22 protein-coding genes and 1 pseudogene are annotated in these 23,363 nt (G+C 55.4%); 21 read left to right on the forward strand and 2 right to left on the reverse strand.

Annotated features, from left to right (window positions below; translation table 11 throughout):
* The first annotated feature begins 351 nt into the window (after nucleotides 1-351).
* The 19 genes and pseudogenes from JMJ16_RS11950 (at nucleotide 352) to JMJ16_RS12045 (ending at nucleotide 20,377) form a co-directional block, all read left to right on the forward strand.
* A complete protein-coding gene (locus JMJ16_RS11950; protein ID WP_201381453.1) occupies nucleotides 352-633 on the forward strand; it encodes a hypothetical protein in 282 nt (93 codons plus the stop codon).
* Between the two features lie 74 nt (nucleotides 634-707).
* A complete protein-coding gene (locus JMJ16_RS11955) occupies nucleotides 708-2,006 on the forward strand; it encodes a transposase (protein WP_201381455.1) in 1,299 nt (432 codons plus the stop codon).
* Between the two features lie 109 nt (nucleotides 2,007-2,115).
* The gene (locus tag JMJ16_RS11960; RefSeq protein ID WP_201381457.1) at nucleotides 2,116-3,501 is read left to right on the forward strand and encodes an FAD-dependent oxidoreductase; all 1,386 of its coding nucleotides are present in this window, start codon (nucleotides 2,116-2,118) and stop codon (nucleotides 3,499-3,501) included.
* Nucleotides 3,502-3,648: 147 nt separating this feature from the next.
* Nucleotides 3,649-4,461, forward strand: coding sequence for a phosphate ABC transporter ATP-binding protein (locus tag JMJ16_RS11965; RefSeq protein ID WP_201381464.1), 813 nt, complete (start codon nucleotides 3,649-3,651; stop codon nucleotides 4,459-4,461).
* Nucleotides 4,445-5,248, forward strand: coding sequence for a response regulator transcription factor (locus tag JMJ16_RS11970; protein WP_201381465.1), 804 nt, complete (start codon nucleotides 4,445-4,447; stop codon nucleotides 5,246-5,248). Before JMJ16_RS11965 ends, JMJ16_RS11970 begins: the two co-directional genes overlap by 17 nt.
* 102 nt (nucleotides 5,249-5,350) lie before the next feature.
* The gene (locus JMJ16_RS11975; RefSeq protein ID WP_201381467.1) at nucleotides 5,351-5,776 is read left to right on the forward strand and encodes an arsenate reductase ArsC; all 426 of its coding nucleotides are present in this window, start codon (nucleotides 5,351-5,353) and stop codon (nucleotides 5,774-5,776) included.
* 158 nt (nucleotides 5,777-5,934) lie between these two features.
* On the forward strand, nucleotides 5,935-6,267 hold the full coding sequence (locus tag JMJ16_RS11980; RefSeq protein WP_201381469.1) for a helix-turn-helix transcriptional regulator: 333 nt from the start codon (nucleotides 5,935-5,937) through the stop codon (nucleotides 6,265-6,267).
* A 61-nt stretch (nucleotides 6,268-6,328) separates the two neighbouring features.
* On the forward strand, nucleotides 6,329-6,736 hold the full coding sequence (gene arsD / locus JMJ16_RS11985) for an arsenite efflux transporter metallochaperone ArsD (RefSeq protein ID WP_201381475.1): 408 nt from the start codon (nucleotides 6,329-6,331) through the stop codon (nucleotides 6,734-6,736).
* Between the two features lie 81 nt (nucleotides 6,737-6,817).
* The gene (gene arsA / locus JMJ16_RS11990; RefSeq protein WP_201381477.1) at nucleotides 6,818-8,629 is read left to right on the forward strand and encodes an arsenical pump-driving ATPase; all 1,812 of its coding nucleotides are present in this window, start codon (nucleotides 6,818-6,820) and stop codon (nucleotides 8,627-8,629) included.
* A gap of 422 nt (nucleotides 8,630-9,051) precedes the next feature.
* Nucleotides 9,052-10,158 carry an ACR3 family arsenite efflux transporter gene (arsB, locus tag JMJ16_RS11995; RefSeq protein WP_201381479.1) on the forward strand — a complete coding sequence of 369 codons (1,107 nt, stop codon included), beginning with the start codon at nucleotides 9,052-9,054 and terminating at the stop codon, nucleotides 10,156-10,158.
* A 184-nt stretch (nucleotides 10,159-10,342) separates the two neighbouring features.
* Nucleotides 10,343-10,639, forward strand: coding sequence for a helix-turn-helix transcriptional regulator (locus JMJ16_RS12000; RefSeq protein WP_201381481.1), 297 nt, complete (start codon nucleotides 10,343-10,345; stop codon nucleotides 10,637-10,639).
* A 156-nt stretch (nucleotides 10,640-10,795) separates the two neighbouring features.
* Nucleotides 10,796-11,835 (forward strand): annotated as a pseudogene (locus tag JMJ16_RS12010) (flavin-containing monooxygenase).
* A gap of 199 nt (nucleotides 11,836-12,034) precedes the next feature.
* Nucleotides 12,035-13,354: an MFS transporter gene (locus tag JMJ16_RS12015; protein ID WP_201381485.1), complete on the forward strand. Its 1,320-nt coding sequence runs from the start codon at nucleotides 12,035-12,037 to the stop codon at nucleotides 13,352-13,354.
* Between the two features lie 163 nt (nucleotides 13,355-13,517).
* Nucleotides 13,518-15,329: a CocE/NonD family hydrolase gene (locus JMJ16_RS12020; protein ID WP_236601420.1), complete on the forward strand. Its 1,812-nt coding sequence runs from the start codon at nucleotides 13,518-13,520 to the stop codon at nucleotides 15,327-15,329.
* 182 nt (nucleotides 15,330-15,511) lie between these two features.
* A complete protein-coding gene (gene trxB / locus JMJ16_RS12025; protein WP_201381496.1) occupies nucleotides 15,512-16,498 on the forward strand; it encodes a thioredoxin-disulfide reductase in 987 nt (328 codons plus the stop codon).
* 131 nt (nucleotides 16,499-16,629) lie between these two features.
* Nucleotides 16,630-17,118: a MarR family winged helix-turn-helix transcriptional regulator gene (locus tag JMJ16_RS12030; protein WP_201381498.1), complete on the forward strand. Its 489-nt coding sequence runs from the start codon at nucleotides 16,630-16,632 to the stop codon at nucleotides 17,116-17,118.
* Nucleotides 17,103-17,630, forward strand: a complete 528-nt coding sequence (locus JMJ16_RS12035) for an arsinothricin resistance N-acetyltransferase ArsN1 family A (protein ID WP_201381500.1) — start codon at nucleotides 17,103-17,105, stop codon at nucleotides 17,628-17,630. The genes JMJ16_RS12030 and JMJ16_RS12035 overlap by 16 nt, the downstream gene beginning before the upstream one ends.
* Before the next feature lie 40 nt (nucleotides 17,631-17,670).
* Entirely contained in the window at nucleotides 17,671-19,098 is a 1,428-nt protein-coding gene (locus JMJ16_RS12040) for an NAD(P)-binding domain-containing protein (RefSeq protein ID WP_201381501.1), read from the forward strand.
* Entirely contained in the window at nucleotides 19,091-20,377 is a 1,287-nt protein-coding gene (locus tag JMJ16_RS12045) for an MFS transporter (protein ID WP_201381503.1), read from the forward strand. Before JMJ16_RS12040 ends, JMJ16_RS12045 begins: the two co-directional genes overlap by 8 nt.
* Before the next feature lie 103 nt (nucleotides 20,378-20,480).
* On the opposite strand, the gene JMJ16_RS12050 is transcribed toward JMJ16_RS12045, so the two are convergent.
* Both JMJ16_RS12050 and JMJ16_RS12055 read right to left on the reverse strand, forming a co-directional pair.
* Nucleotides 20,481-21,728 (reverse strand): M28 family metallopeptidase, encoded by a 1,248-nt coding sequence (locus JMJ16_RS12050; protein ID WP_201381505.1) that lies wholly within the window; start codon nucleotides 21,726-21,728, stop codon nucleotides 20,481-20,483.
* Between the two features lie 27 nt (nucleotides 21,729-21,755).
* Nucleotides 21,756-22,106, reverse strand: coding sequence for a hypothetical protein (locus JMJ16_RS12055; protein WP_201381507.1), 351 nt, complete (start codon nucleotides 22,104-22,106; stop codon nucleotides 21,756-21,758).
* A gap of 262 nt (nucleotides 22,107-22,368) precedes the next feature.
* Here JMJ16_RS12055 and JMJ16_RS12060 point away from each other — a divergent pair, with 262 nt between their 5' ends.
* Nucleotides 22,369-22,611 carry a hypothetical protein gene (locus JMJ16_RS12060; protein ID WP_201381509.1) on the forward strand — a complete coding sequence of 81 codons (243 nt, stop codon included), beginning with the start codon at nucleotides 22,369-22,371 and terminating at the stop codon, nucleotides 22,609-22,611.
* Nucleotides 22,612-22,652: 41 nt separating this feature from the next.
* Nucleotides 22,653-23,336, forward strand: a complete 684-nt coding sequence (gene sigZ / locus JMJ16_RS12065) for an RNA polymerase sigma factor SigZ (RefSeq protein WP_236601421.1) — start codon at nucleotides 22,653-22,655, stop codon at nucleotides 23,334-23,336.
* Nucleotides 23,337-23,363 lie beyond the last annotated feature (27 nt).

Here is a 23,363-nt window from a genome sequence, read left to right on the forward strand (position 1 = left end):
TTTTGTGAAACTAACAACAGTAGGACCGCTTGTCATTTCTTGAGGGGCTATCTATGGAGAAAAAGCGATGATGCACGTACTACAACGCCTTTCATCTCTTACACACGCACTGATGCACGGGATCTTTTCCTCTCAGGGATCGTTGCCATTGTCTGCCTATGGAGCAGAGAGTGATTCTTCTCAGGCACATACCCGCTCTCCCTTGCGTGTGGTCTTTTTGAGTCCAACGGCAACTCGATCTCATATGGCTGCTGCGCTCCTGCGAGCACGAGGGGCGGGACGATTTCTCAGTTGGAGCACGGGAAGCCCTCCTGAGACATTGCATCCACTGGCAGCCAAAGTCATGGGGAATTGGGCCAACCTATTAGCGAACACGATGAGTATGCCATCTACGATCTGACACGCGTTCCTTGTCAGTTGGCGGTTGACCTTGCAGTGCTCATTTGCGATGAGAAAACTGAAGCCTGCCCGACGTTTTCTGCTGCTCGCCAGTATCTTCACTGGCATTTTCCTGATCCTATTGCCCAAGGTGGAGATCCACAAGAACAACGCCTGGCATTTCGTTGGACGCGTGACTTAATTGCGTCACGCATCAATCTGCTCATCAAAGCCTCTCTATGTTTGCACTTTTGAAAAGAGGGTAGCAGGGAAGGACACCATGTGGTATCAAACAGGTAACAAACAACCTGAAACCACGGAGGTGTCCGATGCCACAGCCTATTCTCTGTCTGGATGCAGAAGTGCGCTACTTTGCCGAGCGGTTCCGTGCGGTCTTCTCCAAGCCCCAATATGAGTACTTCGTGACCGTCCTGCTGGGGCTGCTGGAATGCGAGGGCAGGCGCACGCTCTCGGGGATGCTGAGCAAGATTGCGCAGCCTCCCAGCTTGAGCGGGTTGAGTCGCATTCTCTCGGAAGCTCCGTGGGTAGCCGAAGCATTGGTCGTCGTCTGGCTGGAACGCTTCCGCACCGAGATGCAGCCGTTGGTGGAAGCCGAACGGGAACAACAACGTCAGGCGCAACCCAAACGTCGAGGTCGCCCCAAAGATCCCTTGGTGACCGGGTATCTGATTGGAGATGATTCCACGATGAGCAAACCGAAAGGGCGCAAGATGCAGGGTCTGGGCAAGCATCACTCGACCACCTACGAGCAGCGCATCGTCGGCCACAGTTTGGTGCAGGGACTCTACGTGTTGCTGGATCGCAGGTGCCCCTTGGCTCCGCAGTTGTACCGACAGGAGAAGGTCTGCGTAAGCGAAGACGTGGCGTTTGAGAGCAAGATCACGCTGATGGAGACACTCATTCGCACCTTTGAGCCAGTCGTCGGGACAAAAACGCATGTCTTGCTGGACAGTTGGTACTGCGCTCAATGCCTGTGGCGTGCGGCTCGTGATCGAGACTTCCTCATCACGACCGGGATCAAGAGCAACCGGTGGCTGCGCATTGCCGATGCCACCACGCCGCAAGGATGGCGGTGGCAGAAACTGAGTGATTATCTGGCCGGCTTGACAGAGCAAGATTTCGTCCAGACTTCCTGGCCGCGCGGCGGCAAAGCGGTGTCTGTCCATGTGGTGACCACCAGTGTACGCAAACTGTACCGTTGTCAGGTTGTGATCGTGCGCCACTCGCTCTCGGCTCCGCTCTCCCAGGCGCGCTATTGGGCCTCTAGTGATCTGGACGCCTCGGTTGAGGTCTTGCTTGCCCATATCTCGGCGCGCTGGGACATTGAGGTTCTCTTCGCTGATGGCAAAGAAGAGCTGGGGTTGGACCACTACCAGCTCATGAGTACTCAGGCCCTGGTGCGTTTCTGGACCCTGGCGATGCTGCTCTACGTCTTTCTGGAGGAAGAACAGCACCGCTTGCAACTCAGGTGGCAACGCGCGGTGACCATTGGCGAAGCCCGGCGCGAAATCCAGCGTCGCCATCGTCATCGCTTGCTTGACTGGCTGCATGAGCAGTTCCTTTCTGGCATTCACCCTGACACGTTGGTTGATCTGCTGGCCGCTTGATGCGGCTCAGCCAAAAAGTGCAAAGATAGAGAAAGCCTATGCCGTATAAAATACCTTTTCCTTTTTTCTCAAATGATAGCTTTGCATTTTTCTCTCAAGGAGTCTTCTCATGATACGTCTTGTGATTATCGGTGGAAGTGATGCTGGTATTAGCGCGGCCCTGCGCGCCAGGGAACTTGACCCAACGACTGACGTCACCGTCCTGGTCGCGGATCAGTATCCTAACTTCAGTATCTGCGGTCTTCCTTTTTATTTGAGTGGTGAAATCACCGATTGGCATACACTCGCCCATCGGACGGTCGATGAAATCAGGGCAACAGGGATGCACCTGTTCCTCAATCATCGAGCTATTGCTATTGATCCTATGACCTATCAGGTGACTGCACGCGATGCTGAGGGAGCGCTTCATCAATTCGCCTATGATCGCCTGATTATCGGAACTGGTGCGCTCCCCACTCGCCCATCCATTGGAGGACTTGATCTTCCAGGCGTGCATTGCCTGCATTCAATGGACGATTGCTTCGCATTTGAGCGGACGCTTACTGCTATACCACAGCCACCACGCTCGGCTGTCATTATCGGAGCCGGATACATTGGCCTGGAGATGGCAGATGCGCTTCGCAAACGAGGATTGGAAGTAACGCTCATTGAACATAATCCCGCGGTCCTCAAGACGGTTGATATTCCTCTGGGGCAGCGGGTCGAAGAGGAATTGCACCGCCATGGTGTTCAGGTCATCACTCCAGCCTCGGTCGAGGAAATTGTCACGAGTGGGACGCGCTTGCGTGTGCGAGGAACGCCGGATGTCTCGCTGGAAACAGATGTGGTGCTGGTGTCGGTCGGCGTGCGCCCGGACGTGGAGCTGGCGCAGACAGCCGGTGTCGCTCTCGGGTCCTATGGAGCGATTCGCGTGAACCGCGCGATGGAAACAAATGTTCCTGCTATCTACGCGGCGGGAGACTGTGTCGAAACCTGGCATCCTCTCTTGCAGGAGTATACCTATCTCCCTCTGGGGACGACAGCCCACAAACAGGGTCGCGTCGCCGGTGAAAATGCCATCGGTGGACAGCAACTCTTTGCAGGGTCACTGGGAACACAGGTACTCAAGGTATTCGACCTGGTTATTGCTCGTACCGGACTACGTGAGGACGAGGCGCGAGCGGCAGGCTTTGATCCGTTGACGGTCGAAACGACCCACTGGGACCATAAGGTCTATTATCCAGGAGCACAACCGCTTCACATTCGCCTGACGGGCGACAAAACGACTGGTTCCCTCCTGGGTGCACAAATGATTGGGCATGCTCGTAGTGAAGTCTCGAAGCGCATTGATATCTTTGCCACCGCGCTCTTTCATGCGATGAGCGTCGATGCATTGAGCAACCTGGATCTCTCCTATACGCCGCCCTTAAGTAGCCCCTGGGACCCTGTCCAAATGAGCGCGCAGAGCTGGGAAAAAGAACGCCGCTCACTGCTCATTTCTTCACAGGTGTCATAGGAAACGGTTCTCTCTGTCTGAGAAGCGAACCAACGTGCCTGCACACGTTCTCGTCGTTCTGCGAAGACCATTAGGAGGAACACACATCGGAGTGCGCAATGGCGCGCATTCCGGTTGGTATCACGAGGACAGGAAAGGGATCAGGAGATGTCACGCACAACACCGCAGTTTGAAATTCGTGATCTCAATGTTTTCTACGGACGAACACAACGGGTCTTTCATGTCACGATGGATATCGAGCGTTATGGAATGACGGCCCTTCTCGGCTCGTCAGGGAGCGGAAAATCCAGCCTGTTACGCGTTCTTAATCATACCTACGACCTGCTCTCTGATGTGCATATAGAAGGAAATGTCCTGCTGGATGGTGAGGATCTTTCCCTCTATGGGCGCAATAGCACCGAGACCATGCTCCTGCGTCAGCGAGTGGGGATGGTCTGGCAATGCCCGAACCCGTTTCCACGCTCAATTTATGAGAACGTGGCCTATGGCCTCCGTCTTCGCGACGGGCTTCGAAAGCGCCAACTCGATGAGCGTATCGAACAGGTCTTACAGCGTGTTGGCTTATGGCATGACGTCAAAGAGAGGCTGGCACACCATGCGCTCCATCTGGCGTTGGGGCAGCAGCAATTACTGTGTCTGGCACGCGCTCTTGCCCTGGAACCCGATGTCCTCTTGCTTGATGAGCCATGTAGCCTCCTTGATCCAGCCGCAGCCTCTCAGATCGAGACCTTGCTTCACACGCTCGGGCAGAAGATGACGATTATTCTGACCACCTCCGATCCCTATCAGGCTCGCCGCCTGGCTGATACGACGGGCATCCTCGTTGACGGATGTCTTGTGACGTATGCACCCACACATCACCTCTTTCTTGAGCCACAGGATGAGAGGACCAAGAACGTTCTTGGCACGTATCTGGCAACGCGAAGAGAGGGAGCGCGCAATCATGACGGAACTGTTTGAGCGAACACAGGCACCCATTCTGGTCGCGAGTGGCGATGCGCACATACAACAGGGAATCTCCAATTTCTTGCGGAATGAGGGCTATGAGCTTGTGACCGCCGACGATGGGGAGCAGGCCTTCCACCTGTTTGAAGCGCACCCATTGCTGCTGGCGATTGTGGATCTCTCTCTCCCACGTCGCGATGGACTGGAGCTTTGCCGTCTGATTCGTATCCATCACACGCATGCATCACTTCCTGTGTTCCTTCTGGCGGTACAGCCAGACGACAAGAGCGATGTCGAGACGATTGTGGGTTTAGAAGTTGGCGCCGATGAGTACATGACCTGGCCGCTCAACTGGAGGGTCTTCCACGCGCGGCTGCGAGCACTTTTACGCAGGAGCCAGCATTTGCGCTGCTGTCCTGATCCTGAAGGAAGGGGGTCCCAGGAGACCGCTGATCAGCCAGACACACGTGAACTGATTGCCGGAAATATCCGTCTCGATCTCTCTGGGCGCGAGGTATGGCTCAATGGGCAGCCAGTCGAGTTCTCTACGCGGCTCTTTGATTTGCTGCTCCACTTTGTGCAGCATCGAGGGATAGTCCTTGCACGCAGAGAACTCTTGGGACGCATCCAGGCAGGCACGCCTGGGTCTTCTGGGGCTTCTCATGCACTTTCTGCCGAGACACATGATGATCGCCTCCTTGATGTGTATGTGCATTGGTTACGGGAGAAAATTGAAGAGGATGTCACGCACCCGCAACGCATACAAACGGTGAGAGGCATCGGGTATCGCTTTACGGGATGAGGGAACACTGCTCTCTTGCCTCTCTCATCCACGGCCTTGTATACTAGGCTGTGACGAGGGATGTCCTCGCTCTGACGACCATGCATGAAGGATGATTGGGACATGACACAACGAGTACTTTTTCTCTGTACGCATAATTCCGCGCGCTCACAGATGGCTGAAGGGCTGCTGAGAGCGTTGGGTGGTGAACAGTTTGAAGCGTATAGCGCTGGCACAGAAGCGACCCATGTGCGTCCACTGGCTCTTGAGGCGATGGCCGAACTTGACATAGATATTTCGGGCCAGGAGTCAAAAACGCTGGATCGCTATCTCCAGGAGCCATTTGATGACGTGATTACCGTGTGCGATGCGGCCGCTGAGGCTTGCCCGGTCTTTCCGGGAGCAAAGCATCGACGTCACTGGTCATTCCCCGATCCCTCACGAGCGACAGGCAGCCACAACGAACAACTTGTCGTCTATCGCCAGGTTCGTGATGCCATTCGTGCACGTATTGAACAAGAATTATTGGCGAAGACGCCCTCTTTTTGACAGCTTCCGCCAAGAAGGGAGGAGTAGAGGGCGGCCCTCAGCATTCAGCGTATCCTCAGGGATAGGCAACGATTGATGGGTGGGTACGGAGCATCCTTGACAAGGCTTCACTTTTTTTCTATACTTTTATCGTTGGTTGACGATGAAAGGCAGGTCATATGAAACATATCCCACTTGTATCAGCATCTGAGCAAGACAAGCAGCGTAACCATTCGCAGGTGGAGCCGACGAGTGACCAGTTAGCGCGGTACTGTAAGGCGCTTGCGCACCCAACCCGTGTGCAGATTGTTCGATTCCTCCAGACTGTTGACGCCTGTATCTGTGGTGACATTGTACAAATGCTCCCCCTTGCGCAATCGACTGTCAGTCAGCATCTCAAAATCTTGAAGGAGGCAGGGCTTATTCAGGGAGATATTGATGGACCGAGAACCTGCTACAATATCAATCGAGAAGCAGTCGCGCATTTGAAGACGCTCATCGCGGCATTGTAAGCCGCATTCTTTTTGCCATCTATTATCGTGAATCGACGATATACGATAAGGAGAAACGACTATGTTATCTGTGGTCTCTGTCAAGAAAGCTACTCTCAGTGTGTATGATCCGGCTATGTGTTGTGCAACTGGTGTGTGTGGACCCGCCATTGATCCAAAGCTGATTGAGGTTGCCAATGATTTGCGGTGGCTTGCCGAGCAGGGAGTTGCGGTGGAACGCTACAACCTGGCGCAACAGCCAGAAGCCTTCGTGAACCATCCTCGTGTCAATGGGCTGTTGCAAGCCTTTGGTGAGAACGCGCTTCCCGCGATTCTCATCAATGACAACATTGTATTCCATGGCCATTATCCTTTGCGTGATGAACTCGTCAACGCGATCAAGCAGGCTGCCACGTCTGAGGCCCCTGCTTCCAAGCCAACACCGCCTACTAGTGGGAACTGTTGCGATCCTGAGAGCGGCTGCTGCTAGCATGAGAGGCGTTTCGCTGTCACTTCTATTGAATGCACACTATTAGAGGCCAGGAGCCTCTCTAGGAAACGTTGTAACGCTATGCAGTTCTCATCTCTGCGCGATGTGTTTGCTCCATTACGCCCTCTGGACTGGCTTGATTGGCACACCCGCTTTCTCTTTTTTACGGGAAAGGGCGGTGTGGGTAAGACGACCATTTCCAGTACCGTCGCCCTCCGCCTGGCGGAAACCGGGCGGCGTATCCTGCTTGTGAGCACTGATCCTGCCTCAAACCTCGATGATGTCTTTGGTCTCACTGCATCCTCCACGGTGACGGCGGTGCCCGGTGTCGAGGGTCTCTTCCTTATGAACCTTGATCCCGAAGCGAGCGCCGCAGCGTACCGCGAACGCGTTATTGGCCCCTATCGAGAGACCTTGCCAGCCGCCATTGTCCAGAACATGGAAGAGCAGTTGTCAGGGGCATGTACGGTTGAGATTGCGGCATTTAACGAATTTACGCGTTTGCTCTCGGATGCACCGTTGGTGCAGCAGTATGATCATATCATCTTCGATACGGCACCTACTGGTCATACTCTTCGCCTCCTGAGTTTGCCACGAGCCTGGAGTGGCTTTGTCGCAACCAGCACGCATGGGGCGAGCTGCCTTGGCCCACTGGCTGGGCTTGAGGCTCAACGTGAGCACTATGCGGCGACGGTCCAGGCTCTCTCAGACGCGACGCAAACAACACTTGTGCTTGTGAGTCGCCCCGAGGAGAGCCCGCTGCGTGAGGCTGCGCGAACCAGCGAAGAGTTGCAGACACTGCATATCACCAACCAACGCCTCATCCTCAATGGCCTCTTTCCAGACGTACAGACACAAGATTCGGTGGCTCAGGCCCTGGTTGAACGTCAAGGGGCAGCTCTGCTCGCTCTTCCAGAGCCGCTGCGAGTGCTTCCTCTGCGCACTGTGCCGCTTGTCGCGAGTAATCTGACCGGCCTTGCCGCACTACGAGCGCTGGCCCAGGTCGCCACGTCTGATCCAATGACGAGGGGAAGCCATGAAGGTGAGCAGGATGCGCCAGAACGCTCAACAGATGATGGTCTGGATGCGCTCGTCCGTCAACTGACAACGAAGCCTCGTGGAGTGATCCTGACCATGGGAAAAGGAGGCGTCGGCAAAACGACCGTTGCTGCGGCGCTCGCGCTCGCCCTGGCAAAGGCAGGGCATCGTGTCCATCTCTCAACCACCGATCCGGCTGCACATCTTGATCACACGGTCGGAACGACACCATTCCCCCATCTCATGGTGAGCCGGATTGATCCGCTTCTTGAGACAGAGCGCTATACGCAAGAGGTGCTCTCAGCCGCTGGTCCACTCGACGAGGAGGGGCGTGCCCTTCTGAAAGAAGACTTACGTTCCCCCTGTACCGAGGAGATTGCTGTTTTTCGCGCCTTTGCTCGCACGGTCCAGGAGGCCGAAGACGGCTTCGTGGTGCTGGATACGGCACCTACCGGACACACCCTCTTATTGCTTGATGCCGCCGAGCACTATCATCGGGAGGTTCAACGGACGACCGGGCAGGTCCCAGAAGCGGTACGCGCACTTCTGCCGCGTTTGCGTGATCCTGAGTATACCAAGGTGATACTCATTACGCTCGCTGAAACGACACCGGTCTCTGAAGCCGAGCGGCTGCAAACAGATCTGCGTCGAGCGGGCATTGAGCCTTATGGTTGGGTGATGAATGCCAGTCTCTCTGCCAGTCAGACACGTCATCCACTGCTGGCACAGCGCGCATTGCTTGAGCAGCCGCACATTCAGCATGTCGAGCAGCATCTGGCAAAACGTACCTGGCTGGTGCCCTGGTATGAGCAAGCACCGACTGGTGAGCAAGCGCTCCTCACGATGACCCATTAGTGTCACAGAGAGCAGACGAAGACCCATTTCTTGGGGAGAAGAAACACAGGCTCCAACTTGCGAGCTCTTGCTTCTCTCCATCAGCCTTTCGATGAGAAAATCACACAACAACTGGAGCAAAGCTATGACTACCGCCAATCCCAGAACAGTGTGCACACAACGAACCCATGAAGGTCATGCAACAGAGGAAATATGCTCCATCCTCTTTGAATCCGAGACACTTTCACAATGAAGCGAAAGTGTTCTCAATTGGCTTCGGGTTCATACACACCATCGGCCCATCTCCTTTCGTCACGCACAAGAGACAAAACAGGTGGCAACAGCTCAGCTCTCAGGGCCGCAATCTGTCTCTATCTACACCGGAGTATTGTTAGTTTATAAGCAATAAAACATCTATCGTATTGGAGGATACAATAAAGAGAATGGAAGAAACACAAACGAAGAAACGCCTCTCCTTTCTTGATCGCTGGTTGACTCTCTGGATCTTCCTGGCGATGCTTCTCGGCGTTGGTATTGGCTACGCCATTCCTGGCACTGAAGCCTTTATCAACCGCTTTCAAGTGGGAACGACGAATATCCCTATCGCTATCGGGTTAATTTTGATGATGTATCCACCCCTGGCGAAGGTGAAATATGAAGAGCTTGGCGATGTTTTCCGCAATTGGAAAATCTTGCTTCTCTCCTTAGTCCAGAACTGGGTCATCGGCCCTGTACTCATGTTCGCACTTGCACTGCTCTTTCTCCGCAATTACCCGGAGTATATGATCGGTCTGATCATGATCGGCCTAGCTCGCTGTATTGCCATGGTGATTGTCTGGAATGAACTGGCAAAGGGCAATAGCGAGTATGCCGCCGGGCTGGTAGCCTTTAATAGCATCTTCCAGGTTCTCTTTTACAGCGTCTATGCCTGGATTTTCATTACGCTCTTGCCACCCCTCTTTGGCATCACAGGAAGCGCAGTCCATATCAGTATCGGTGCGATCGCCCTCTCCGTCTTCATCTATCTGGGGATTCCCTTCCTGACAGGGTTACTCACGCGATTCGCATTGCTACGCTGGCGAGGGCGCTCCTGGTATGAGGAACAATTCATCCCTAAAATCAGCCCTCTCACGCTCGTTGCCTTATTGTTCACTATCATTGTCATGTTTAGTCTCAAGGGCAATATTATTGTTCAGATTCCGCTCGATGTCGTTCGTATCGCCATTCCCCTGGTGATCTACTTTGTGGTGATGTTCCTGGTCAGTTTCTGGATGGGGAAACGGGCTGGGGCCGACTACAGCAAAACGACGACTGTCGCCTTTACCGCAGCCAGCAACAACTTTGAACTAGCGATTGCCGTCGCGGTTGCGGTCTTTGGGCTGCATTCGGGAGCAGCCTTCGCAGCAGTGATTGGGCCCCTCATCGAAGTCCCGGTGATGATCGGCCTGGTCAACGTCGCACTCTTCTTTCAGCGGCGCTTCTACGGAGTCCATGTCCGACCTGCCTCTGTGGCGGTGCAGCAAGCCGGAGATGATGCTGGTTGTCCGTAGTGCTTCTCTCTATGATCCCGTGCTCATCTCACAATAGCGAGGCTCAGGACAAGAGCCTCGCTGCGCCTTGTCTCCTTCTCAGATCTCTGCTCCACGTAGATGTCTTTTCATGGTTGACGGGAGTGTCCGGCTCTGGTATACTCGGCAAAATCGACATATTGCGATATGATGAAGTGAGAGAGCCATGAGCGAACTAACCACAGATCTTCAGGAATTCTTACACGGGTTAGCAAGTGAGACCCGCCAGCGCATTCTCTTTCATGTGTTTCTCGACGGCCAGGAACACACTGTGGGACAGGTTGCGCAACAAACAGGGCTAGGGCAATCTACGGCATCTGAACATTTAGCCATTCTGAAACGAGCTGGTCTGCTCACCTCTCGCCGGGAGGGCAAGGAAGTGTATTACCAGCCCGACAAAGACCGTTCCCTCAAACAACTGGCGCATCTCACCGACCTTATTACGCGTTGCTGCGAGCCTTAAGCCAGGACGCGCTCCCCTCACAACAAGGAGCATTCGTGGTTTGCTTGCTGTTCTTTATTTCGTCAATTCGCGAACTGTGGAAATGTAAAGGAGAGAAGCTGTATGTTTGATACACTGGTGATCGGGGCTGGACAGGCAGGGCTTGCTGCTGGCTCTATGCTCCAAAGAGCCGGGCTTGATTTTGCGCTCCTGGAGGCGGGAGCATCCCCTGCGGGCTCATGGCCTCATTATTATGACAGTCTGACCCTTTTTTCCCCTGCTCGTTTTTCGTCGCTTCCGGGACTGCCCTTTCCTGGAGATCCAGAACGCTACCCTCACCGAGACGAGGTGATCGCCTATCTGCAATCCTATGCCCAGCATGTTCACTTGCCTGTGCATGTGCAGTCTCGTGTAGAACGGGTCCAGCGAACAGGGCAGCATTTCCGTGTGGAAACAGCCGCCGGGACATCCTATGAAGCCTTGAGTCTCATTGCCGCCACCGGGCCGTTTCAGCATCCCTCCCTCAATTCCCCGGACAAGACCTTTTTAAAGGACAGATCCTCCATTCGTCAGCCTATAGGCGTCCAGAACCCTTCCAGGGGCAACGCGTTCTGGTGGTAGGGGCAGGTGAATCTGCCCTCCAGATCGCAGTCGAGCTTGCCCAGGTTGCACGTGTTACGATTGCCAGCCGGGCACCACTGCGCTTCCGTCCACAACGTGTTCTTGGTCGCGACATTCACTTCTGGGCCTGGCTCACTGGCCTGGATCGTTTCCCCCTCAGCACCTTTTGGGAGCGGCATGCACCCACGGCGGTGATTGACACGGGACGCTATCAGCCTGCTCTTAAGGAGGGGAGGCTTGAGAGACGCGCAGTGTTTGGCCGATTTACCGCAGAGGGGGTGATATGGGAAGATGAGCAAGAAGAACCAATTGACAGTGTGATCTTCGCAACGGGCTATCGTCACAATCTGGGCTTTCTGGCCGATCTTGGGGCACTTGACACCGACGGGCAGGCCGTACAGAAGATGGGTGTGAGTCTGACGACGCCGGGGCTCTACTACCTGGGGCTGGAGTTCCAGAGAACGTTTGCGTCCGCGACGTTACGAGGGGTCGGTCCTGATGCGATTGCCATCATGAGCCCCCTACGACGCTATCTCCAGACGGTTCTCCCTTCACCGAGAGAACGTGAGACAACGCTCTCCACAGTTGGAAAGTAGCCGACCAGATCGAGCTGAGCTTCCTGCCGTTGCAGTGAAGCTCAGCTCGATCTGATGGCCCGTGTAGGAGATCTCCTCTTGGAGAAGGGAGTGTGTTCTCGCAGAGAGAGGAAGTACCCCATGGGAATCATTCGTAGGTCTCCTGCATCGTGAAGTAAGAGATTGCTGAACGTTCAGCTATCAAAGAAGAAAGAGTGATATGCGCAGACCTTCTAGATCGACAGGACGATCTCCGTATTATGGCTGGATACTCATGGTGGTACTGGGCCTCACCACCATTATTTCGTATGGGACAACGCAATATCTCTTCGGAGTCCTGGTTTTGCCTCTGAGCACGAGCCTGCACTGGGAACGCGCCAGCCTCTCTGGGGCCTTCTCCTGTGGACTCATCATTTCCGGGTTGCTGGGGGTGCCGGTGGGATATCTTGCGGATCGTTGGGGAGCGCGCTTGCTCATGACGCTGGGCTCAGCGGTGGGCGGGCTCTCGCTCATCGGCCTCTCTTTTGTCCAGGCAATATCCCAGTTCTACCTGTGGTGGGCGCTTGGCATCGGCTTAGCAACAGCTCTCACCTTTTATCCACTCTCATTTACCGTTGTGGCGAACTGGTTTGAGCACAAGCGGGGGTCAGCCCTGGCGGTCCTCACACTGATGGGAGGATTCGCATCACCACTCTTTATTCCCAGTGAAGGATGGATGGTGCAGCACCTTGGCTGGCGGAGCATGCTCCTCATTTTGGGGTTGCTCCATCTGCTCATTGCCATGCCACTGCATGGGCTCCTGCTTCGACGCCACCCAGAAGATCTCGGACTTTTGCCAGATGGACAGACATCGCAGCAATATGCTCCATCTGACCTCCCGACCGACAAAAAGAGCATACCAGGCATGTTGCTGAGCGAGGCCATACATGTCCCTGCCTTCTGGCTGTTGACGGGTTCCCTCTCACTGGTCATGCTCGACAGTGCTGTGGTCCAGGTGCATCAGATCCCCGCTTTAATTGCGCGTGGCTATGATCCGGTGCTGGCAGCCACCGTTGCAGGTGGGCTGGGACTGGCCAGCCTGCCTGGCCGCGTGTTCATCAATCTGATCAGCGAACGGGTAACTCCTCAGACACTGCTATGGGGAAGTGTGCTCGCACAGGCAACCGGGATGGTGCTCCTGATTCTGGCCCCATCGCCTGGATGGCTTATCCCCTATGTGCTCCTCTATGGAGCCGCCTACGGCGCGATCTCTCCTTTGTATGCCTCAGTGATGGCGGAGCATGTTGGTCGCCGCGCGTATGGCTCGATTCTCGCGCTTCAAGGAATTTTTGTGGCGTTCTGCTCCGGGCTTGGACCACTCGCTGCGGGATGGCTCTATGACCAGTTGCACAACTATACGCTCGCCTTCTGGCTCTGTGTCGGCGTCTTGCTACTGGCTGCGCTTGGGATCGTGTTCACCCCCCAGCCTGCAATAGCGCTGAAGAAACAGCAACCAACGCCTATACCCTTTCCAGAAAACGCCACTGAAACGCACAGGTGAGCAATGCGTCCTTTATCAATCCGTTTCGTCTCCCTTCCAGAAGAGAGCAAGGAAACAGATGGAAGAGCAGCGCTTCTCTTTGTGAGAAGCATGCTGATGCTATGACCGAAACAGACCGATGCAGATCAACAGAGATCAACACAGAAAGGAATTCCTGGTAACGATGATTGTTGAAGAAAATCTCATGGTCCCGATGCGGGATGGGGTGCGACTTGCGACCGATGTTTACCGACCGGCAACGGTGGGGCAATGGCCGGTCCTCCTGACACGCGTTCCCTATAACAAAGATCTGCGCTTCCCAATACCACGGCTTCGAGAGAAACGCGTATTTCTCGAATTGAATCTGGACGTGGAGCGGGCAGTGCAGGCTGGCTATGTCGTCATCGCACAGGACACACGAGGACTGTACGCGTCCGAAGGTGAGTTCACCCCGCTATGCCATGAGCAGACAGATGGAGCCGATACTATTGCCTGGGCGGCCAGCCAACCCTGGTCAACAGGGAAGGTCGGGATGTTTGGCATCTCGTATCAGGGCGTGACACAGCGACAGGCTGCAGGCACACAACCAGCGGCGTTGCAGGCCATTGCGCCCGCTCAATCCCCAGAAACCACGTTCCGCCCCTATCAGGGAGGTGCGTTGCTCCTCAATGTGGTCCTGACCATGACGCTGACGCAATTGATTGCGGGAGATATTCAACGCCGCATTGGACAGGGAAGAGCAATGACGGCTGCGTTAGAGGAGATTATACAGGCTCAACGCAACATGCAGGCACTCTATCGACAACGCCCCCTCATCGATATCTCCCCACTCCAGCAATACGCGCCCTACTATGTGGAGTGGTTGACGCACCCTGATGATGACGCCTATTGGCAGAAGTTGGTGCCCGAGGCCCTCTATGAGCAGAGTATGGTGCCCGCTCTCACGATTGCGGGCTGGTTCGATCTCTTTTTGACGGAAGATCTGGCGTATTACCGAAATATGAAACAACGAGCAGGGAATGCCCTTGCTCGCCAGCAGCAACATCTGGTCATTGGCCCGTGGTCACACGGCAACTTTCAGTCTGGCTTCCCTGAGCGACACTTTGGGGAGGCCAGCGCGGCCAAAGAGATGCTCACTACTATGCAGATCCGCTGGTATGATCACTGGCTCAAGGGGATCGACAATGGGATTGAGCAAGAAAAGCCAGTACGGCTCTTTGTGATGGGAGCCAATGTCTGGCGCGAGGAAGAAGCGTGGCCTCTGCCTGATACGCAGTATCGCCCTTACTACTTGCACAGTGAGGGTCATGCCAACAGCACGGCTGGTAATGGGGTTCTTTCACCTGAGCACGCGAGCCAAGAACCAGAGGATGTCTACTGTTACGATCCGCACCACCCTGTTCCAACCATAGGCGGAGCTATCCTAGGTCTCGCAGGGCCATGTGATCAACGCCAGGTCGAGGCACGTGAAGATGTCTTATGTTATACCACACCTCCTCTCACACGCCCTCTGGAAGTGACTGGCCCGATTGAACTGGTCCTCTCTGTCTCCTCCTCTGCGGTTGATACCGATTTCACAGGCAAATTGGTTGATGTCTTCCCCGATGGACGTGCTGAAAACCTCACCGATGGCATCTTGCGCGCCCGTTATCGAGACTCCTTCGCGCACCCAACATTGATAGAACCGGGTCATATCTATACCTTACATCTCGATTTAGGAGCCACCTCAAATGTGTTTCGTGTAGGACATCGCATTCGCCTGGAGATTTCCAGCAGCAACTTCCCACGTTTTGATCGCCATACCAATACAGGCGGAACACTCGCCGCTGAGAGCGCGGAAGCGTGTGTACAGGCGAGAAATCGCGTGTATCATAGCGATACTTTTCCGTCGCATCTGGTACTGCCCATCATTGAGCGTGAGCATGCTCAGCATATTGACAGGCAAGAGGGTGCCGACACTGCCAAGGGGAAAGGGGAAAACCGATGGAGAGATTGACGTGCCCATGCGAGAAAGCCATGCCAGGATGCTTCTCTGAGGAAAGAGAGCCTCTGCCTCCATTGTGAATTGTTGCTGGAGCCAACGTTGCTATTGACAACGATAGAAGGAAGAGGTATACTCTCACCAAAACTCGTTGCTAGCAGCAACGTTATTAAAAACTCGATGAAACAGGTGACGCAATGAACAAGCAGTATGATGTCGTGATTCTTGGCTCTGGACCAGCAGGATATATGGCCGCAACCTATGTTGCTCGTGCCCGGCTGTCTGTTGCAGTGTTTCAGGGCTATCAGGCGGGTGGGCAATTAATGCTCTCGACTGAGATAGAAAACTTTCCCGGTTTTGATACCGGCATCCTGGGACCCGAGTTGATGGAACGACTGGAGGCACAGGCTGAGCGTTTCGGAGCAGAACTCATTCCACAGGATGCGATTGCAGTCGACTTTCGATCTCGTACGTTCGTGGTCCAAACGGATACCGATGAGTATCATGCGCGCACGGTGATCATTGCCACGGGAGCGAGTGCGCGCTGGCTCGGACTTCCTAACGAGCAACGCCTCCTTGGGCGCGGCGTTTCGGTCTGCGCCACCTGTGATGGCTTCTTCTTCCGCGAGAAAGACGTTGTGGTGGTCGGTGGCGGGGATACCGCGATGGAAGAGGCCTTGTTTCTGACACGCTATGCCAGGCAGGTGACCATCGTTCATCGCCGCTCGACGTTTCGTGCCAGCCCGATCCTGGTGGAAAAAGCACGGCAACACCCCGGCATTCGTTTCATTGTGGAAAGCGAAGTGATAGACGTTCTCGGGGACGATGTTGTAGAAGGCATTTACATACGCAACATGCAGACAGGGACCGTCTCTCAGTTACCGGTTCAGGGCGTGTTTCTCGCCATTGGGCATCATCCAAACACCGATCTGTTTCGCGGGGTGCTGCAACTCGACGAAGAAGGCTATATTCTTCCCGTCGAACGGACGATGACCTCCATCGCAGGGGTCTTTGCTGCCGGAGACGTGGCTGATCCTTACTACCGCCAGGCCATTACCGCAGCGGCGGATGGTGCTCGTGCCGCAATGGACGTGAGACGATGGTTAGAGCAACAACAGATTGAGAAGAGAGACCCGGTGCCAGAGACCGTTGGCAGCGTCATCGAGGTCACACGAATGCCGTAGCGCTCACTTTCGCTGAAAACCCCGTTCATTTGTTGTCTCACACAACGTTGCTATTGACAACAGAATAGCGAGGAGATATACTGATCATATCACTCGTTGCTTGCCGCAACGAAAAGGTTAGGAGGAACACGATGGGATCTCATGTCTCGACAGGGGCATTATTACGAGAAGTCGCACGCCTGCATGTGCAACTGCAGCGCAATTGTGTGGCCTATTGTAGGGGAACGACCTCTACCCAGTGTAATGTGCTGACAGAACTGGGACGAAGTGGCCCTGTAACGCTGGCTGAACTCAGTCGCCGGGTTGGCCTGGATAAGGGCTGGACCAGTCGCGCCGTTGAGCAACTGGTGCAAGAAGGACTGGTGGAGAAAGTAGCCAGTACGCGGGACCGGCGAACGGTGCAACTCTCGCTCTCTGCCGCAGGTGAGGAGCGCCTGGCCGAACTGAGCGGTACCCTTAATGACCTGGCAGAGCAAACATTCGAACATATTCCCGCAGCGCAGCATGAGATGGTCCGTTCCTCCCTCGAACTGCTCCAGCAGGCCTTACAGACCCTGACCACTGAGGCGGAGACAACTGACAGTGCGGATCAGGGAGGGACAGCATGCGGGTGCGAGTAGCCACAGTTGCTGATGCCTCGGCGATTGCAATTATTTACAATCAGGGAATCGAGGATCGGGTAGGGACATTTGAGACGCAGTTGCGCACCGAGGCCATGATCGCATCCTGGTTTGACGGCATCCATCCCATTATGGTGGTGGAGCAGGAGCAGGATATCATCGCCTATGCTTCCACCTCCTTGTATCGCTCGCGCCCCTGCTATGCAGGTATTGCGGAGTTCTCGGTCTATGTTCGGCGCGATTGGCGAGGTAAGGGGGCAGGGCGCCTGGCGATGACGCATCTGCTTCAGGAGAGCGCTACTGCGGGATTCTGGAAACTGCTCTCACGTGTGTTTGTGGAGAACGAGGCCAGCCGGAGCCTGTTACGCTCACTGGGCTTTCGTGAAGTGGGCATCTATGAAAAACATGGACAACTTGATGGCACCTGGCGCGATGTGGTGATTGTCGAATATCTCATTGCCAGCAATCTTGCCACTGCGTCCTTTGACCTGTCATCTCGTCATACTATGTAGCAAACAAAAAAGTATATGTTTCTTTGGAAGGAGACACACTATGAGTCAATCGATGGTATCTGAAATATCCCCTTCACTTCCAGTGGCTATTATTGGTGCGGGGCCGGTTGGACTGGCTGCGGCTGCACATCTTCTGCGCAGCGGAGAAACCCCTCTTCTGTTTGAAGCAGGCGATACGGTAGGGGCTTCAGTGTTGAGATGGGGACATGTCCGTCTCTTCTCTCCCTGGCGTTATATGCTCGATAAAGAGGCGGTCTCGCTGTTAGAGGAAACTGACTGGCAGGCTCCTGACGCTGAGGGCTACCCCACAGGGCGTGAGCTGGTTGAGCAGTACCTCGCACCCCTCTCCCAGGTGCCTGCACTCACCCCCCATCTGCACCTCAAGACGCGTGTCCTGGCCGTCACACGCCTGGGATATGACAAGATGAAAACGCCTGGTCGCGAGGAAGCGCCCTTTGTGCTTCGTGTCGAGCATGCCAGTGGTGAAGAGGAAGATGTGCTGGCCAAAGCCGTGATTGATGCTTCGGGGACCTATCAGCAGCCGAATACATTGGGTGCTCATGGCATGCCTGCATTAGGCGAACGAGCCTTGCGACAACACATCTTCTACGGCATTCCCGATGTCCTGGGCAAAGACCGAGCACGGTATATGGGCCGTCGTGTGCTGGTTGTTGGTAGTGGGCACTCTGCTTTCAATGCGCTGCTTGAACTCGATGCCCTGGCACGAGAGGAGCCTGCCACCCAGCTGTTCTGGGCGATCCGTCGCAAGGAGGCTGGTCAGCTCTATGGTGGTGGTGAGAGTGATGCGCTCGCCGAACGCGGGCAACTCGGTGCACGTATCCGCCGCCTGATAGAAAGCGATCAGCTACGCCTGGTACGCAATGTCCAGATTCAGAAACTCTACAAGACAGAGCAGGGTATTTCCCTGGCAGGCTACGAAGAGGAGCTTCCCCCAGTCGATGAGATCATTGCGACGACCGGCTTCCGCCCCGACCTCTCTCTCGTCAACGAGCTACGTCTCGCACTGGATCCTGCGGTGGAGAGTCCTGCGGTCCTGGCTCCGTTGATTGACCCGAATGTCCATAGCTGCGGGACGGTCCCGCCCCATGGGGTGGATGAGCTGACCCATCCAGAAGCCAACTTTTATATCGTGGGGATGAAGAGCTATGGCCGCGCGCCGACCTTCTTGATGCTCACGGGCTACGAACAGGTGCGCTCGATTGTCGCGGCCCTCACTGGTGATTGGGAGCGTGCGCGCCGGGTCGAACTCGAACTACCGGAGACGGGCGTCTGCTCGGCGGATAACGGTGGGTCCTGCTGCGCCTCTCCTGCGGCAGAGGCACAGGAAGTCACTGAGAGCGTGGGATGTTGTGCAACGCAACCCGCTCAGGTGCCCCTGAACCTCGGGGTCAGGCAATTCTCTGGCAAGGGCCTCCAGGTCGTGGCGCAAGGGAACTGCTGTGGCTAGCAACAATGCTGGGGAGAGGCTCTCCTCTTCCCAGCAGCCTCTGGCATATGCTCCCGTACGGGAGGAGGGGCCTTTCTCTTCCGGACACTCTTCCTATGGCTGGATTCTCGTTGGCGTGCTTGGCCTGACGACGATTCTTTCGTATGGCACCACACAATATCTCTTTGGGACACTTGTCGTTCCCGTAAGCGACACCTTTCACTGGAACCGGGCCAGCATCTCCAGTGTCTACGCGGTGAGCCTGCTCCTCGCCGGGTTGTTGGGCGTCCCCGTTGGCTATCTGGTGGACCGCTATGGCGCTCGCCTGCTCATGACGCTGGGTTCTCTGCTGGGTGGACTGACCTTCTTTGGATTGGCATCTGCGCATGCTGCCTGGCAATTCGCGCTCTTATGGGCGGGAGGCATGGGCATTGCGATGGCGTTATTCCTCTATCCGGTCACCTTTACCGTCATTACGACCTGGTTTGAGCAGGGACGAGGCAAGGCTTTTGCGGTCCTGACCTTTCTGGGTGGGCTGGCATCACCCATCTTCTTTCCCCTGGCGGGGGTCTTGCTCCCCATGATGGGCTGGCGGAACATGCTCTTTCTCTTTGGGGGGCTCCATCTCGTCATTGCCGTGCCGCTGCATGGACTGCTGCTGCGCCGAGCACCCAGAAGAGAGCGATCACAGAAGCCGCAAGGGCACGCATTATTGCGAGAAGACGGGGTGACAGCTCGGCAGGCCTTGCGCCAACGTCCGTTTTGGATGTTGACCGTGTCGTTTGCCATCGCTATGCTTGGCAATACCGTCCTGTTTACGCACCAGGTCGCGCATCTGATCCAGCGAGGATATGATCCAGTGCTTGCCGCGACTCTCGCCGGTGGATTAGGGCTGGCAAGTTTACCAGGACGCGTTGGGCTCAACCTCTTGAGTGAACGCGTCTCCCCACGTGTGCTGCTTGGATTCTGTCATGTTGTGCAGGCCCTGGGGGTCGTCTTTCTCATCATGGCCCCATCGGTTCCCTGGTTACTCGTGTATGTGCTCCTCTATGGAGCGGCCTTTGGTGCCATCTCTCCGCTCAAAGCCTCGGTGGTGGCCGACTATTTTGGCAAGAAAGCGTATGGAGCCATCACGGCCCTGCAAGGATTGCCCATTGCCCTGTGCAATGCGGCAGGTCCCCTGGCAGCGGGTTGGCTCTACGACCTGCTCGGGCGCTATGACCTCGCGTTCTGGCTATGTGCCGGGGGATTTCTCCTGGCGGGCATCGGCATTGCGCTCACGCCCCCAGCCAGACAATAGACGACGTAAGCTAGTACGCAACAGAAAGGATAAATGAAAAGAGAGATCGTGTCGGCAGATCTTCCGTATAGAAGGTCTGCCGACACGATCTCTCTTTGGTGCTTTACGCAGCCAGTTGCCAGAGAGTGGCGAGGAGAAGGGTCGCTGCAATACGTAGCGCCTCTGGCTGTACGCGCTCAATCGCATCACCAGGGGTATGCAACTGTGCTACCCCAACACTCATTCTCACTGCGGGGAAGCCTACCTGAACAAATGATCGCTGATCCGACGCAATGTTCCCAACGATAAGCGGGATATCGAGCCAACATCCTGCCTGATCAAGCGCCTGGAGCAAGGGTTCAGCCTGGGAAGCTGGCTCGATCCAGACGGCGTCATTGAGACAGGCTGCCCCATCTAGATTGAGCATGAGCGGTGCTTTCCCCTGTGCTTTGAGCTGAGCGGCCAGGGCCGAGGACCCTTGCACCCCGACTTCTTCCGCATCAAAGGCCACAAAGAGGAGAGGGCGCCTAAACTGGAGGCGAGCCTGCGTGATCACTCGTGCGAGTTCGAGGATGACCGCGACGGCAGCCGCGTTATCTGTGGCCCCTGGAAGGCGCGGACCTCCCACATCATCGCCAACACCATCATAATGAGCCCCCAAGATCAGGGGCGCATTGGCCAAGCGCTCATCGGTTCCAGGACGTTGCGCCAGAACGTTATATCCCTGGGTCTGGTGCGCAAAGACCGGAACGCGTGCACGTATCCTTGTCCCTACCAGGTGTGCGTGCAGGTCTGCGCGAACTGAGAGTACGGGAAGGGCAACGGGGGCACTGGCAATGATACGCTTTACCAGGTAGCCATCAGCGGTTGCGTAGAGAGGGGTCAGCAGACCAAGCGCTCCTTGTTGTACAAGCTCGCTGGCCAGCGTCGTGAATGCCGCCTCCTGTGGCACGGCATCGAGCGCAACCCACGCTCCCTGATAGCGATCATGAGCACCCTCTTCCGAAAACGCAACAACTGTCCCTTCTGTTATTTCAGGCTGAAAGGCGGAGCGTGGGTGCCCACAATACTCGGTACGCTGTACAAAGGTGCGGAGCACCTCACCCTCCGATGTCACCTGTTCTAGCAGGAGCGGGGCGGCCTGTTCAACTACTGGAGCCGAAAGCGGAAAGGCCTGTGTGGTTGTCTCCCAGCCCAGGGTCTTCCATTGTTCCACGAGAAAATCCGTTGCCCCTGCGTGTCCTTGCGTCCCCACCCGTCGACCTGCAAAAGCGGGAGCACACAACTGGTGTGCGTGCTCCATCATGCGATCCGGATCGAGAAGCGTGAGGGCCGCGAGAAGGCCAGACGGGGCGGCTTGCTCAATTACCATGCTGTCTCTCCTTCTATCTACCTCGTGTTATTCGCAGCATCGCTGTTGTCCCGAAGCGGAAGAATCTTTCACAGGTTCCCCACAACACCCACCTGTCGGCTGCGTATTGGCGGCGAGGGCGGGACTGATTGTGGGTTCTCCACAACACCCTGCTTCCGAGGACTGACTGGTCGTGCCACAACACCCGCCCGTTGCCTGTGCATCTGAGGCGACGACAGCCTGGCTGGTCGTAGGTTCGCCGCAACATCCTGTGTTTGCGGACTGGCTCGTTGTGCCACAACATCCACTCTGCTGAACCGGCAAGGTTGAAACGGTGGGAAGGCCGTGCTGAAAACCACCTTTAGCTGCTGGTTTTGACGATTTGGAGACCTGGGTCATAAATGCATACTCCTTTGTTTTTCGTTTCATCTGTTCAATTCTGTATGCCTTGAGGCATGTTCATCTAGGTAGACGTCCCTCCTCGCTAAAAGACGCAACAATTCCATATGCTGTTGCTGTGTACAAACTGTGAAGCCAACAAGCAAAGATGATGGCGTAATTGGAATCAGGCCACAACGGCTGCGTGTCCAGATGCGTCCTTTTTCATCCAGCTCCGTCTACATGGATAGAAATGATTTTAACAACTGAAAGGGACATGAAGATGTTTCGAGAAGAGGTACTGGCGCACTGGCGCCAACAGGACTATGAACAGGCTCGCCTCCACCTACATCAGCTCCATACAGCGCGTGTGGCCAGGGAAGCAGACAGGAGAAAAAGCGTATGGATAGACGTTGTCACCACTGGGCTCAAGCATGGAGTTTCGTTGCTCCTTGGCACCGATGAAACCAGGAACGTTGAGGTGCAGCTCTGTTGCCCTTCCCAGCCCTTGACGTGCTGTGCATAATACAGGCAGATATACACCATCAGAAGAGAAGGTATGAATGCATGGTTCACACGGTTGAGTCCGCCTGGCAAACACTCCATGACCCCCTCTATCGCTTTATCCGTCGACGCGTGGCAACCGAGGAGCAGGCTGAAGACCTGCTCCAGGAGGCCTTCCTCAAGATGCACACGCAGGCCGACTCGTTGCGCGAACAGGATAAGCTAGAAAGTTGGATGTACCAGATCGCGCGCAATCTGATCATCGATCACTATCGGAAAAGGAGGTGGGACGTTCCATTAGAGGATGCCGAGGAGATGCTGCCTCTCGATGAAATCCCGGAGGAAGATCTCCAGGCGCAATTGGCTGCGTCGGTCGCTAGGATGATTGCCTGCTTGCCCTCTGCGTATCAAGAGGCCCTTCTGCTGACCGATGTGCAAAGTGTCTCGCAGAAAGAACTGGCAACGCGTCTGGGTCTCTCGTTTTCAGGAGCTAAATCACGGGTGCAGCGCGCGCACGAAAAGCTGAAGCAAGTGGTACTGGATTGCTGCCACATTGAGTTTGATCGCCTCGGGCGCGTCATTGACTACTACTCCCATTGCGCCTGTTGCCAAACGCAAGAGCATGAGAAGAGAGGTTGCTCTACTGGGCAGTGTGCATGCACGTCTGAAGCAACTCATCCATCTCCTCAGAGAAGCATTGCCTTGCCAGTTGTTAATGCAAGCTTGACCCCTTGTGAGAAAGGATGAACAGCGGGAGATCCCACAGGAGACCCA

The organism is Ktedonobacter sp. SOSP1-52 (genome assembly GCF_016587395.1).